The organism is Paenibacillus sp. HWE-109, assembly GCF_022163125.1.
Classification (GTDB): Bacteria; Bacillota; Bacilli; order Paenibacillales; family NBRC-103111; genus Paenibacillus_E.
Genome location: NZ_CP091881.1, coordinates 2,288,649 through 2,303,234 on the forward strand (window position 1 = coordinate 2,288,649; position 14,586 = coordinate 2,303,234).

Sequence of the window (14,586 nt, forward strand, 5' to 3'; positions counted from 1 at the left end):
TGCATCTTGAACTCAATGCACGGTGCTACGCATTCGGTGTGTTTTATTACGGTATATGAAACCAGTTTAAGTGTCGAAAAACGAAACAAGCTGACGCCGGATAAGTTCCAGCGTCAGCTTGTTAGTTGTAAAGAGGTAAATCCATATTTCTTTGTATGCGTTTAGTCACACATTAGATTAAGCAGGAGCCTTTGTCGTTACGATCTCCTCGTCTTCGATAGAAACGAGTGGAGACAGCTCGCCTGGAGCCATCAACCACAGTTCGTGCAGGGCCCGAGTACAGCCGACGTACAGCAGCTTGGCATCCATCAAGCTCGTTTCGTAATGCCCAGCCGTAACATCCATCAGCAGAACAGCATCGAATTCCAATCCCTTGGTGAGGTAGACAGGGAGGACGGATATGCCGCCGCGATAGACACGCTGTTTGGAAGTAATGAGATTCGTTTCGATACCGGCTTCGGTCAATGCCTCATGCAGCTCCAGCGCGTGCTTCTCGGTACGGGCAACAACAGCTATGGTACTTGAGCTGCCTTGTTTCAGTGTAGCAATCGCACGTAGAAGCAGCGGAAGCCTACCTTTGAGATCCGTCTGCAAGACGTGAACCTTGTTGCCGCTGCGGAAAACCGGTACGGCAAGGAGCGGATGTTCGACCCCGCGTTGCAAGACAGTATTGGCAAACTGGATAATTTCCATCGTAGAACGATAACTGCGTTCAAGTTCGAAATATGCGGTTGCATCTGCCGGAAATAAACTGGAAAATTCCTTCCAGTCGGTAATGCCTTGATAGGCATGAATCCCTTGTGATAAATCGCCAAGGATTGTAAAGGAGCTATTTCTAGTATAACTATCAAGCACGGCAACCTGGAAAGGTGAGAAGTCCTGTGCTTCATCAATAACAACATGGTCGAATAGCCGATCAGAGGGGATGCCGTACAAGCGTGTATGGATATGAAGGAGTGGAGCAAGATCTTCCAACTGCACTTCTTTTTTCTTGAAGTTTTTCAGGGATGCAGTGATAATCGACGCTGGTATCTGTGCTAGCAAATCAACGGGAAGGCTATCTGGACGGCTTTTGTCTGAAAATAGCATTTTATAGAAGGTAAAGGCAGAATGCTCAGGCCAACCCGTCAAATAGGTACGCAGCTTTTGACTTGATTTCTTTTTGAGTTCTTTTTTCTTGCTTTGCTCCCAAATCTTATCAAGCTGCATGTCCATCCACCGTTTGATACGGGCAACGACCCGTTCACGTCGTTTGACAAGTGGATAGTGTTTGTTTTCAACGAAAAACCACTCGCGAATAGAGGCAATCGGCAGCTTGGCTCCGTCCCAGGGGCTGAAATCCACCGTAGGCACGTAAGAGGCTTCGAATTTGGTCAGACAATCTTCCAAGTACATTTTGAATGCCATAGATCCTTTGAATCTGCCGGGCGCCTGGTCGTCAACTGGGGGCCTTTTGCTTCCTAGGGAGAACCAAGTTTGCAGGGTCAACGCCTGATCAGCCATCGTGACTTCGTGATCCAGCACATCAAGCGCCCAATCCGTGAAAGTGCTTTGTTGAATATTTCCCACACCCAATTCTGGCAGTACACCGGAAATATAATCAAGGAACATGGAGTTAGGCGCAAAAATAATCATCCGCTCCGCGCGCACTTGTTCCCGGTATTGATAAAGGAGGAAGGCAAGGCGATGAAGAGCAACGGTTGTTTTACCGCTTCCGGCAACTCCTTGAATGATTAATGCCGTATTTTTGACGGCACGTATAATACGATCTTGCTCTGCTTGAATCGTGGAAACGATATCACGCAGCTTGTTATCCTTATTTTCACCTAATCGATAAAGCAGGAACTCATCACCAACAGATAGAGAGTCCTCTGTGCGATCATACGTGTCCACGACCCGCTGCAAAATTTGTTTGCGGACAACGAGGTTTCGTTTCAAATAAACGAGGCCTTCAATGAGGCCATCCGGGGAATCATACGATGCGGCATCGAGTCCGCCAGTAAATGAATAGAATAGGCTTGCAACGGGCGCACGCCAATCGATGACGAGCAGTTGACCATTGCGTTCGTCTTCGACGCCGGATTTGCCAATGTAGAGTGGATTCGCCTCAGCCATGCCATTCTCCTGGAAATCAAGACGTCCGAAATACGGTTCGTCTATCGCCTTGGTCAAGTTATGGCGGCCATTCTCCCGAGCAACCTCCAAAGCTTGTTCCGTTAAATCCGGTCCATAATAAACAGGTGTGCTTCGAAGCCGTGCAAGTTGTTTATCGATTTCGGTATTCGTTTGCTCAAGACGCTGCAATTCTTCTTGATAGGCACTTTGAGTCTTTGTGTCCAAGATCAGTTACCTCCTAAGATCAGATGTTGTTTATGAACGAATGATTTTCGAAATAAACAGGTAAACAATATATCATACCTGTCAGTATATGGGAAGCTAAACCGTCCTCACGACATTTGGGTGTCAGTGGCAAACAATGGTATACTGGGACTTGTAGTTATTATGTATAAAGGAGTAGAGAATATGTCCCTATATGATATCGAGGTTGAGACGATTAACGGTGAGAAGAAGTCGCTTTCTGCTTATAAAGGCAAGGTACTGCTTGTTGTGAATACGGCGAGTGCTTGTGGACTGACTCCTCATTACAAAGGCTTGCAAAGTTTGTACGAGCAGTTCGAAGATAAGGGTTTGGTTGTACTTGGATTCCCCTGCAATCAATTTGCTGGTCAAGAGCCAGGTACGAATGAAGAAATTCAAAGCTTCTGCGAGCTCAACTATAACGTAACTTTTCCGCTGTTTGCTAAATTGGATGTCAAAGGTGAGAACGCACATCCTTTGTATACCTATTTGCTAAGCCATACCCCAGAGCCTTATCGTACAGGGGAAATTGAGTGGAATTTCGTCAAATTCTTAATTGATGCGAATGGCAACGTTGTTAAACAGTACGGAGCACGGACAGAACCGGCTGAAATTACCCCGGATATTGAGGCTTTGTTGGCTTAGGCCAAAAAGATAGTTGCATCTAGACAGGTTGCTCGTTATAATCAGGTTAATTATGACATGAAGGAGTCGAATCATATGACAACTCGTATTCGGTTCGTACAATTTCATTATTTTGATAGGCGTTAGCACATACCTGGAATGATCAGGGTGGGCTAACGCATTTCGCGTTGGCCTCCCTGCGGGATACAATTCGCGCAGGACCATAGGTCCGGCGCGTTTTTTTATCTCGTTGAGAAGGGGAAGGTGCGAAGATGCAAAATGAACGTCAAAACCAAAGAAACTGGGAAGAGGAATTAACACACTTTAGTTCCATGGGAAATGAATCGGCTGTGGTACTCCTTGTAACTCCTTTTTCGGATAGGTCTGAAGCCTTGCTTGCTATTATTGAAGAACTGAGATTGGCAGACATTCAACTTCAAACGGCTAACGGCAGGGATGAGGACTGGAAACAAGTAGCTGAGCAACAGGGGATTTGTTTTGTTCTGGAAGTTGGCAGTGCCGAGCCGTGGACAAACCTCGTGTATTTATGGGATAGTGAAGAACAAGAACAGTCTCTTATACCGCTGGATCAGGCTATTTATCGGATAGAAAAAAGATATCCGCCAGCTGATTTTACATAATCTAATGATTTTACCAAATTCAATGAAAAGTAGTGTGAACATATGGGGACTCGATATGGATTTATCTATGCACATCCGGATGATGAAACTTTTCTTAGCGCTGCTCTTATTCGCGAACTTGCAGACAAGGGGGAAGCTCCTGCCTTATTGCTGGCAACTCGTGGCGACGCAGGCCGACAAGGCTTGGAGCGGGCCAAAGATCGCACGGAATTAGCGCGGCTGCGTGAGGAAGAAATGAAAGTAGCTGCAGGGATACTGGGCATTGCTCATATTGAGCATTTGGGGTGGCCGGATGGTCAACTGGCAACAATTGATTTTGAGGCATTAGTCGCTGGTGTTATTGCTTTTATTCAGAAGCATGAACTGGCGTACCTGTTTACATTCTCTGAGGACGGCGGGAATGGTCATCCTGATCATGTGACGATTTCCAAAGCCACGACGGCCGCTGTGCTAAGCGGCGAATGTCCGAGCGTGCGCAAACTTTACTATACAGCTTCAGCTTCGCTGATAGCGAGCGGTCATACACCCTCCATTCGCGTGGATACGGAACGTTGGTGGACGATGAAAGCAGCCGCACTAAAAGCGCATGCGACGCAGCATATCGCGATTGAGAAATCATTCGGAGATCTGGCAAACTTCCCGGAAAATCGTCGGTGGGAGGCATTTGTCCTCGGTTGGCAGGATGGCGTGATGTGGCCTAATGTATGCGACCCCCACAAGTGAGAAAGGCGTTGCGAATGCTGTATCTGTAGATACAGCAAGCTGGTAGATGCCTAGGAAGGTGTGGACGAATGACACTTTGCAATTGCGAACAATGCGGTCAAGTTTTCATAACGAGTTACCAGAAACGCTGTAACAGTTGCTTTCAGTTGCAAATAGCTGAGTCGCACAAAGTGAAGGATTTCATGCGAAATCATCCACGAGCTACCTTGATTGAGGTATATCACCAAACAGGCGTCTCGTTGAAGACGATCAAAGAATTAATAAGGGCATAAGGGTATGCCTACGAATAGCATGGGCAAAGAGGTCTGTCTCGAAAGTAGTTTTATCTACTTTGGAAATAGACCTCTTTGCGTTAGCGGCGTACCTTCAAGGAACGATTTGCAAAAACATCCAGTAAAAGTTCATCCTTCACAGGATCCTGAAGATCCCAAGCGGTTGCGAAGCGCACTTGATGGGAAACGCCGACGATTTCATAGGTCTGAACCAGATGCTGCCTGGCTGATCCAATGATGAGTGAATGCAGGCGAAGCTGTTTCTTTTGGCCGAGAACACCAAGTCTATGTTGAATCGGCTTGGAGATTTGGCCGACACCGTCGGTGACCATCACGAAGTCGGCGTCTCGGAACTGCGGCTGGTGCTGGATGATAGCCATGCCACGTTCTAAGGGAGCGTCGAAATTCGTGCCGCCGCCGAAGGCTAGTTGAGCAAGTCCATAGAAACGTTCCCAATCGGGACGTTTGTAAGACAGCACATGCTCAATGAGTTCGCCCTTCGCTCCGAATAGGAGCAGAACGAAATCCCGCCGCTCAAGAAGCGCGAAGGAGGCGAAGGTCGCCGTGAACAGCTGCGCCAGCCGCAGCTTGTTGCCGCGCATGGAATGCGAGGTATCGAGCATGCAGATGACCGGGCCTTTCTGCGGTTCCGTAATCGAGCCCGTGTAGTTGTAAGTCATAAGCTTGTTTTCCATCCATTTGAATAGAAAATAAGGCTCGAAATCATCGTCGGCCAGCAAACTTGCTTCACTTGGAAGCAAATGCGCGATATCGCCGGATTGGCGCAGATCATCGTATGATTCCGGCACGAAGGGGGAGCGCATCTTCTTGCGCTGCACGCGCAGGTGGTGGACATTGCGTCCCACTTCCTGCAGGAAGGCGACCAAATCCTTGCTCCGCTTGAGCTTCTCGATCCACTGCACGTACTGCTCGAACGTCTGTCGACGCAGCTTGCCAAGCTCGCTGCCCCAGCGCCGGTTCGCGAGCCGCTGACTCGCTTGCACGAGCTCGTGGACGTTGAAGCTGTCTGTCTCTTCGAGGGACAGCGTCTCTTTCAAAGCTCGACCGAGCCATTCGCCCAGCTCGTCCTCGATCTGCTTCATGGCGGCGAGCTCGCGCGCGCTCATGCGGTCCAGCTGCCGCTCTCGGCGGTCGAGTTCCTCTTCCGCCTTGCGCAGCTTGGCTTTCAGCTTGTCGCGCTTCATGAACTCGGTGCGCATTTCGTCTTGCAGCGCGGCAATCCGCTGCTTCAACGCGCGAATCTCCTCCGCAAGCAGCGGCCGCGAATCAACGGCTTCTTGCTTATCTTCGACAGCGCGCTTGCCTTGCTGCAGTGTGTAGCCGACTAGACGCAGCTTCTCGATCTGCTTCTCAGATAGCCGCTCGCTGACGTTGTTTTCGTCCTGTCCGCTTTGCTGCTGTTTTTTCTCCAGGCCAATGCCGCTGTCTTTTTGTTCTTTTTGACGTTTTTTCACTTCTTTTTCGTAGGACTCTGTCAGCCACATCAGCGCCTTTAGCGCAGTTTTGAAAGAAGCATTTACCTGTCCGATGGTGCGTGGATGGATGGATACATAGAAATACTGCTTGCGCAGCGTCAGAATCATCCAGCGATGAAAGGACGTTTCCTCTGCGGTGCCATCGATGTCAGGCTTCGTTAGATAAAAGCACATAAAGAAGTCGGCAAACAACTCCAACGTAAACCAAGGTGCTTGGCGTAAGGCTTCACGCATCCATTCTTGGGCAACTCGCGATGAATGAACATAGCCATCGAACACATATCTGTCTACTCGTGTACAGCGAATGATCATAGGAGTAACCTCTTATAGCGTATAGTCGTAAACAATACCTGGTATCTCACGGTCAAAAAGGGTGCGATATAAGCCTTGAATAGTTTGTAATATACGTTCGCCTTGAATCCGCAAATGAGTGAACTTCACGGCATATTGATCAGGATGCTGCAGGAAAATGGACTGTGACGCTATCCATTCCGGTAATTTTTTCTCTTTTTCCTGCCAGGAAACCAGTCTGCCGCGAAGACTCCGTGCGGTTTCTTCGAGTTCCGTTCGACATTCTTCTGTCGTAGCCTTCAAACGCTCTGCGGCATCTTTGTTTAGAGCGCCGCCAATCTCTTTTTTGAATTGGAAGGCATGCAGCTCGTCTTCTTTGTCCAACCACTTTTTAACAGTTAAATTGTACGTAAGAAGCGGGAGTTCCTGCTCCATTTCTCGTTTCAGCATGTCCTGAAACAACGTATCGAAGATCGCTCTGATGTCAACCAAATCTTCTGGGAAATCCCAAAGCAGATGAGGGGTCAGCACCGTATCCCAAACGTTGACGGCAGAACGTCCGTGTATGGCTGCTGAAATTTTCCAGGTGTGGCCAATCTTATGCCAGCGACGATCTGAAAGCACGTATTCTTTTTCTTCTAGAGCCGTTTTCAATTGGAACAGCATATAAATGAGCGATTCCGGCAATTGGACATCAGCCGCTTGCTGGTTGACCTGCTTGACCATGTCGGTCGCTAACAAGGCCGGTACCGGTGTGGTAGGAGCTTGAAACATCAGCTCGAAGCTGGATATTTGCTTGACGTATTCGACTTCGAAGCGAAACAGAAAGCGATCATACAAAGCGGCTAACTGTTCGTTATCTTCTGGCAATTCATTGGAGGCGGCCATTAAGAAGAGCAGAGGGGAGATTTGCTTGTGACGGCCATTGAAGAAGATTCGTTCATTCAAGACCGACAGCAGCGAGTTGAGGATGGCGCTGTTGGCTTTGAATATTTCATCCAAGAAAGCGAAGCGAGCACTTGGCAAATAACCTTCGGTAAGTCGAATATATTCGTCATTTTTCAACTTTTGCAAGGAAACAGGACCGAATAGTTCATCCGGCGTTGTGAAGCGCGTCAACAAATAATCGAAATAAGGCTCTTGCCCAAACAGCTCTGCCGCGGCGCGTGCTAATTGTGATTTGGCTGAGCCCGGAGGTCCTACCAACAGAAGATGTTCTCCGCTCATAATAGCCAAGAGCAAGACACGGATAAGCTCTTCGCGTTCCATAAACCTTTTTTCGAGATGTCCCATTGCTTCCCTTAGTTTGTTCTGTATAACGATGGGTTCTTTCATCATTGTTGTCCCCCTTGGCGTAGTTAAGTACGTATGTTTCATTGTACCAAACTGCCGCGTAAACTTCGAATATGCTACAATAGAGGCGAGTATTTATATAAAGGAGCGATCATCATGCGGATTGGCGTTATTTCAGACACCCATTTATCAGCGAGGGTCCCCAAGCTGCCAGATGAACTTATACGTGGTTTACAGGGTGTAGATTTGATTATTCATGCAGGGGATTGGGTGAGTGACCATGTCATTGATTTAGTTGAAGCGATAGCACCTTGTGAATCTGTGGCAGGAAATAATGATGGTCCAGACATCATCGATCGTTATGGGTTGAGGAAGATATTGACGCTTGGCCGGTATCGAATAGGACTCATTCACGGAGATGGATTTCGCAAAACAACCGAAGAGCGAGCAAGAGAAGCCTTCCAAACCGAGCGGCCGGATGCGGTTATTTTCGGGCATTCCCATATTCCTTATAAGCAAACCATCGACGGTATCTTGATGTTTAATCCCGGTTCTCCAACGGACAAAAGGAGACAGCCCAAGTACTCGTACGGCATACTCGAACTAAGTGAGACGATACATGCCGAACATTTCTATTATGAGAGCAAAGTTTAAGGGGATTCCCTCATAAGCTTTGCTTTTTTTGTATATGTTGGATAGCCTCCGCTGCCAATGTATAGGTTGGTGACAACTCCAAGGCAGCTTGGTAGGCTTGAACAGCCTTTTGATTGTTTTCCAGACTCTCCCAGCACAAACCTATGTAGTACCAAGCATGAAAACTTCCGGCACCCTTTAAGGTCAAATGCTGTCCCGTTGGTTCCCCGATTGATAAACAATGATTGAATACATCCAATGCGCTAGAAGCCCACTTTTTCAAGTAAAAAATGACCCCTTTATAGAAATGAAGATCAACATAATCAGGGTAAAGCGCAATGGCTTTATCGATCCCTGGCCACGCGCCATCTATGCTTCCTGTGCTGAAGAGGATGGCATACTTTAATTTGTACAGGAGAGAAGGCGGCATCAAGCCGCTCTGAATGAATCGTACAATAGACAAATTCACATACTCGAAAGCTTTGTCGTACTGCTGAACTCTGTAATACTCGCTTGCGATGTGATATTCAACCCAGGGGTTGGAAGATGCTTGATTCGCTTCTTGATTCAGCAGTGCCATATTGCGTTGATATTTATTCTTCTGAGCAGTTATGGCAGGCATGTAGCCGCGATGGAGCAGTTTTAAGGGAATATGGCCCATAATCTCGGATAAGTGCTGCTGAGGGAAGATTTGCTCCGCATTGAGTGTCTCATGAATGGGATATTGAAACCGCAGGCCAAGATGATTGCGGAAAAAACGTGGATGAGCAATATGAAATGCTTCGTCTTCATTTGGATGATCGCCAATATAATTAATTAAATGCACAGTAAGAATAGCTGCTTGTTCTTGGGTGAGCTGTGTGAACAGCGCAAACAGCGCAAAGTCATGAAGAGGTTCGAACTCTTCATCTGCGTCCAGATAGAGTATCCAATCTCCTTTGGCTTGGGCAAGACCGAAGTTGCGAGCTTCAGCAAAATGGTTGTTCCATGTATAGTCAAATACTTTGGCACCAAACGATTCGCATATTTCTTTGGTGCGATCTGTAGAACCAGTATCTACAATGATCATTTCCGTAACCCAATCCTTCACGCTTTGGAGACAGGATGCAAGCTGCGCTTCTTCATCTTTCACGATCATACAAAGCGAAATCGTCGGTTGGTTCATTCGAGATCACCTCCGGTTATCCCTTGTTCGTGCAGGTTAGGTGCAGGGACTTAGTGCCATAGATATGCAGCCAAGAGCAATAACATGAAAGAAGGGATTGTAGATGGAGTCATGTCCTTTATGCGAAGCCCCCAAAAGTGTGCCGTATCATAGTTATCCCAACTTTACGCTTATTAGGTGCAGCGAATGTGATTTGATTTACCGGAAGCAGCTTTCTAGTATTCAGACAGAGCAGTTAATTCGCGAGATCTATGATGCCGATTGGGTAGCCATGAGGGATCGATATGCGATTGATACCTTGCGAGAGCATGCTTCTTTCGGTGTACTGCTGCTGGATATGTTTTCACGTCAAAAGGGGAAACTGCTCGAAATTGGATCAGGAACTGGTGAATTTCTATGGTTAGCTCGCGATGCGGGCTGGCAGGTGACGGGTATCGAGCCATCTGGGGTCGCCTGTGAGTATGCCAAAGAACGTTATGATTTAAATCTGCGGAATGAGCTCTGGACGCAATCCCTTTTGGAACAGGGAGAAACGTTCGACGCGATTGTTTTCTGGCATGTGCTTGAACACATCTCGAATCCCAAAAGCTTTCTGAAACAAGTGAAAGAAAGGCTTAATGCTGGCGGAAAAGTGTTGTTTAGCGTGCCTAACCAGCATTCGTTAACCAACGCGATGCTGGGGACTTCCTCCCCGCTGTTGATGGAAGTTGATCATTTATTTCACTATGGAAAAGAGCATCTGGAACTGCTTCTGAGCCAGTGTGATTATGAGCTCATTTCTTTGTTCTCCCGAGAAGAGCCTTCTCGGCTTGAACGAGATTTGAAGCTAAATCCACTAATTCAAAGCCATCTCGCCAATATGAAGGAAACGAATAAAATTAAAATGATGATTAGTCTTCAGTCTGGGTGGCATGGACATGAAATTTTTGGCGTTGCAGGGCACCGCCATGAGTAAATTGACCTTGTCGATGATTGTGAAAAACGAAAGTCAACGCTATCTCGTCCATGCTCTGAGCAAACACCGGGACTGGATTGATGAGGCGGTTATTATTGATGATGGCAGTACAGACGACACGGTAGCGATATGTCAGGAACTGCTCTCCGGGATTCCGCTGCATGTGATACAAAATACCGAATCCCGCTTCTCTAATGAAGTGCAGCTGCGCAAACAGCAATGGGAGGCCACGATTCAGAGCAATCCGGAGTGGATTCTCAACTTGGATGCAGATGAGATCATGGACGATCAATTTGCTAATCAAGTAAGGCCTTTAATCGATCATTGTGAACAGGATGCGATTTATTTTCGCCTGTACGATATGTGGAATGAGAGCAGCTACCGGGAAGATGCCTATTGGAGTGCACATCATACTTATCGGCCCTTCCTTCTGCGATATAAACCGAACTTCGCTTATTTATGGCGGGAAACGCCTCAGCATTGCGGACGATTCCCAGCAACGATCCAAATGTTCACTTACCTATGTCATGCGGCGAGAGTCAAGCATTACGGCTGGGCGAAGCCGGAGGACCGGAAATCGAAGTATGAACGATATATGAAACTTGATCCAGACGCTCAGTATGGATGGAAAGAACAATATGAATCCATTCTCGATGTCTATCCCCAACTTGTGAAATGGGAGGAATAGCCCGTTGATAACGATAAGCCTCTGTATGATCGTCAAGAATGAAGAGCAATCTCTTGCCCGTTGTTTGCAATCCATTCGAGATATTGCCGATGAAATCATCATTGTCGATACCGGTTCCACAGATCGGACCAAGGAGACAGCCGCCGCTTTCGGTGCACTAATCTTTGATTTGGCATGGAATGATAATTTCGGTGAAGCCCGGAATTTCGCTTTTTCGAAAGCAAATATGGACTATATTCTTTGGCTGGATGCGGATGATGAGGTAGTGGAAGAGGACCGTTTGAAGTTTATGGAACTAAAACGAACCTTGGAAAGCTCGGTAGACAGCGTCATGATGCACTATTATCTAGGGTTTAATGCTGACAATCAGGTGACGACCAGTCTCAAGCGCAACCGGTTAGTTCGACGTGCCTGCGGCTTTCGTTGGGAAGGCCCTGTGCATGAGGTTTTGCTGGTGAGCGGGAACATCATACATTCCGACATCGCCATTACGCATAAAAAAGATAAACCCTATACAGACCGCAATCTGAGAATATATCGGCAGCGCGCTGCGGCTAATGAATCATTCACACCGCGTGATTTATATTATTTCGCCAATGAACTGAAAGATCATGACTGTAAGGAAGAAGCGATTGACTATTATGAACGTTTTCTTGCTACGAAGCTTGGGTGGAGTGAGGATTGTTTCGCGGCTTGTTTGAAAATGGGGGACTGCTACGCCAAGCTGGAGAATCGTAAGCTGCAAATCCGATCCTTGTTAAAGACGCTTCTGTATGGTAAACCGAGAGCGGAAATGTGTTGTCGGTTAGGCGCTTTGTTCCTGGAAGAGCAGCGCTTGGATTTGGCGGTGCATTGGTTTCATTCAGCCACAACGTTAGGAGAACCCAAGGGATACGCTGGCGTTGTTGATTATTCAGCATGGACATGGCTGCCGCATTTGCAGCTCTGTTTGTGCTACGACCGATTGGGAGATACCTCAAGAGCACAACTCCACAATGAAATTGCGGCTGTTTACAATCCTACTCATCCGAGTATTGTGCACAATCAAGCTTATTTTGCCTCGATCAGGCGAGAGGAGCGATCGATATGAGTTCGCTTAAACGAGTATTGATTAGCAGCCCTGTCCGACAAACAGCGGACATTCTTTCGCCTTTTTTACGTTCTCTCGCAGACCTGGAGAAAATGACCGTTGAGGTAAGTTATTTGTTCATTGATGATAATGTGGATGACCCTGCGAGCCAATTGCTTTGTCAATTTCAAATCGAGCAAGGCAGTACAGAGATCCAGCATGAAGCGAATCACGACCATGTATATGTGAAAGATGAAATTACGCATTATTGGCAAGAAGATGCGATATGGAAAGTAGCGCGGATGAAAGATACGATCATCGAATACGCCTTGGAACATCAGTTTGATTATTTGTTTCTGATCGATTCTGATTTGGTTTTGCATCCACATACCTTAGAACAAATCTTGCTTGCAGATAAAGATATTATCGCAAATATTTACTGGACGAAGTGGCAGCCAGATACATGTGAGATGCCTCAGGTGTGGATAAGCGACCAATATACGTTGTACCGAAAAGAAAGAAAAGAGACATTAACAGATCAAGAATCGGCTATCCGCATGTGGGAGTTTCTACATCAATTGCGAGTGCCGGGCATCTATGAAGTAGGAGGACTTGGAGCTTGTACCCTAATAAGCAGTAAAGCCTTACAGGCGGGCGTTCGTTTCGCTGAAATACCCAATTTGTCCTTCTGGGGAGAAGACAGACACTTCTGTATCCGGGCACGCGCATTAGGGTTCACACTTCATGTGGACACCCATTATCCTGCTTATCATATCTATCGTGCGGCTGATCTGGCCGGCGTTGATGCATTTCGGCAAAGTTATCAGGAACTGACGGCCAGTGACCGGAAAATCACCATCAGCTTATGCATCATCGTAAAAAATGAACAGCAAGCCCTTCCCATTTGTCTGCATAGCGTAAGAGGTATTCCCGATGAAATTATCATTGTGGATACAGGGTCAACGGATCGGACCAAAGAAGTAGCCGCTACATACACAGATCATGTCTATGATTTTCCGTGGATTGACGATTTTGCTGCAGCTCGAAATTTTGCTTTTTCCAAAGCAACGCAGCAGTATGTTTTGTGGCTCGATGCCGATGATACGCTCACGGAAAAAGATCGCGGACTCTTTTTGTCGTTAATAGGCGGTCTGGATTCGGAAGTTGATCGTGTGACGATGGCGTACCATTTAAGCTTCGATGAGAATCATAATGTGACACATAGCTTGAGGCGAAATCGATTGGTGCGTCGAGCATGCCAATTTCAGTGGATCGGTGCTGTTCATGAATATTTGGCTGCGAGCGGTTCTGTTTATCATAGTGAAGTTGCCATCACCCATCGCAAAGACAAAGCGCATACGGACCGCAATTTGCAAATTTATAGGAAGCGCATAGAAGATGGCCAACTCTTTACGCCACGTGATCATTATTATTTCGCCAATGAATTGCGTGAACATAGATGCTTTGAGGAAGCCATTACGTACTATGAACTCTTCTTGGAGGAAGAAGGTTGGCAAGAAGATAAAATAGCAGCTTCCTTACATTTAGGTGAGTGTTACAGTCATTTGGGCCAGAGAGAGGAGCAGTTGCTCGCGTTATTTCGAACATTTGAATATGACTTGCCTCGTGCGGATTGCTGCTGCCGAATTGGAGCGGTTTACCTAAGTGAACTTGATTATCATCAAGCGATTTATTGGTATGAGCAAGCGGCGAAATCCACGAAACCAACTGAAGTAATGGGGACTTTTGATCATTCTTCTTGGACCTGGCTGCCTCACGTACAGCTGTGTCTATGCTATGACCGTGTCGGAAATCTGGACAAAGTGAAATTCCATCATGATATTGCTTTTTCATATAACCCCACACATCCTTCTATCCTTCACAATAAAAGGTATTTAGAACAAACCGGAAAATTCTAGTTTTAAAATAGTTGTTCGAAAAAACAGGCTAGCTCCGCCTGGTGCCACGATTAACATTATCCGACTAAGTTAGACGGTATTTTTATGAATCTACAGTGTTAATAAACATCAATAGGACGTACACTGTGACAGCCATAAATGGTTTGCAGTAATCACAGAGTTAGCCCAGGCTGCCACGCGTAGAGATGAAGGAACTACGGTTCGCTATTTTGGAGAAAAGTGGCATTATAGGGTGTCTGAGGGAACTACAGGGCGCTATTTTGCTGTTTGCTGTGAAATTTAGCTCATTTCGTGGAAATAAGGCCCTGTAGTTCCGCTACTACCCTAGCATCCCTGATGTTCGTCTAAATAGCGGCTTACAGTTCCCTTAATAGGATTTCTGACGTCTGGAAATGGCTCATCGTCGAACCTACGAAACGCCCTTGTGATATGCGAAATTCTTCAAAAAAAATAAGCCGG

The 14,586-nt window shown here is 46.7% G+C and carries 12 protein-coding genes; 8 read left to right on the forward strand and 4 right to left on the reverse strand.

Translation table 11 applies throughout. The features are described from left to right. Positions 1-177 precede the first annotated feature (177 nt). Entirely contained in the window at positions 178-2,340 is a 2,163-nt protein-coding gene (locus LOZ80_RS09175) for a HelD family protein (RefSeq protein ID WP_238171139.1), read from the reverse strand. Between the two features lie 183 nt (positions 2,341-2,523). Between LOZ80_RS09175 and LOZ80_RS09180 the strand changes: the two genes are divergently transcribed. The 3 genes from LOZ80_RS09180 to LOZ80_RS09190 all read left to right on the forward strand — a co-directional run bounded on the left by LOZ80_RS09180 (position 2,524) and on the right by LOZ80_RS09190 (position 4,346). After that, positions 2,524-3,003 (forward strand): glutathione peroxidase, encoded by a 480-nt coding sequence (locus LOZ80_RS09180; RefSeq protein ID WP_238171140.1) that lies wholly within the window; start codon positions 2,524-2,526, stop codon positions 3,001-3,003. A gap of 251 nt (positions 3,004-3,254) precedes the next feature. After that, the gene (locus LOZ80_RS09185; RefSeq protein WP_238171141.1) at positions 3,255-3,623 is read left to right on the forward strand and encodes a hypothetical protein; all 369 of its coding nucleotides are present in this window, start codon (positions 3,255-3,257) and stop codon (positions 3,621-3,623) included. A 42-nt stretch (positions 3,624-3,665) separates the two neighbouring features. After that, positions 3,666-4,346, forward strand: a complete 681-nt coding sequence (locus LOZ80_RS09190; RefSeq protein WP_238171142.1) for a PIG-L deacetylase family protein — start codon at positions 3,666-3,668, stop codon at positions 4,344-4,346. Positions 4,347-4,698: 352 nt separating this feature from the next. Here the strand turns inward: LOZ80_RS09190 and LOZ80_RS09195 are convergent, their stop codons facing one another. Both LOZ80_RS09195 and LOZ80_RS09200 read right to left on the reverse strand, forming a co-directional pair. Then, positions 4,699-6,426: a hypothetical protein gene (locus tag LOZ80_RS09195; protein WP_238171143.1), complete on the reverse strand. Its 1,728-nt coding sequence runs from the start codon at positions 6,424-6,426 to the stop codon at positions 4,699-4,701. Positions 6,427-6,438: 12 nt separating this feature from the next. After that, positions 6,439-7,740 (reverse strand): AAA family ATPase, encoded by a 1,302-nt coding sequence (locus LOZ80_RS09200; RefSeq protein ID WP_443147057.1) that lies wholly within the window; start codon positions 7,738-7,740, stop codon positions 6,439-6,441. A gap of 114 nt (positions 7,741-7,854) precedes the next feature. On the opposite strand from LOZ80_RS09200, the gene LOZ80_RS09205 reads away from it, so the two are divergent. Further along, on the forward strand, positions 7,855-8,352 hold the full coding sequence (locus tag LOZ80_RS09205) for a metallophosphoesterase family protein (protein ID WP_238171145.1): 498 nt from the start codon (positions 7,855-7,857) through the stop codon (positions 8,350-8,352). A gap of 10 nt (positions 8,353-8,362) precedes the next feature. Here LOZ80_RS09205 and LOZ80_RS09210 read toward each other — a convergent pair whose 3' ends face one another. After that, the gene (locus LOZ80_RS09210; RefSeq protein ID WP_238171146.1) at positions 8,363-9,496 is read right to left on the reverse strand and encodes a glycosyltransferase; all 1,134 of its coding nucleotides are present in this window, start codon (positions 9,494-9,496) and stop codon (positions 8,363-8,365) included. A gap of 103 nt (positions 9,497-9,599) precedes the next feature. On the opposite strand from LOZ80_RS09210, the gene LOZ80_RS09215 reads away from it, so the two are divergent. From LOZ80_RS09215 to LOZ80_RS09230, 4 genes are read left to right on the forward strand one after another with little or no spacing between them, the layout of a single operon-like run. Beyond that, positions 9,600-10,451: a class I SAM-dependent methyltransferase gene (locus LOZ80_RS09215; protein ID WP_238171147.1), complete on the forward strand. Its 852-nt coding sequence runs from the start codon at positions 9,600-9,602 to the stop codon at positions 10,449-10,451. Beyond that, complete coding sequence (locus tag LOZ80_RS09220) at positions 10,414-11,139, forward strand: glycosyltransferase (RefSeq protein WP_238171148.1); 726 nt, start codon at positions 10,414-10,416, stop codon at positions 11,137-11,139. Before LOZ80_RS09215 ends, LOZ80_RS09220 begins: the two co-directional genes overlap by 38 nt. Positions 11,140-11,143: 4 nt before the next feature. Then, positions 11,144-12,229, forward strand: a complete 1,086-nt coding sequence (locus tag LOZ80_RS09225; protein WP_238171149.1) for a glycosyltransferase family 2 protein — start codon at positions 11,144-11,146, stop codon at positions 12,227-12,229. Continuing rightward, positions 12,226-14,127, forward strand: a complete 1,902-nt coding sequence (locus tag LOZ80_RS09230; protein WP_238171150.1) for a glycosyltransferase — start codon at positions 12,226-12,228, stop codon at positions 14,125-14,127. Before LOZ80_RS09225 ends, LOZ80_RS09230 begins: the two co-directional genes overlap by 4 nt. Positions 14,128-14,586: the final 459 nt, after the last annotated feature.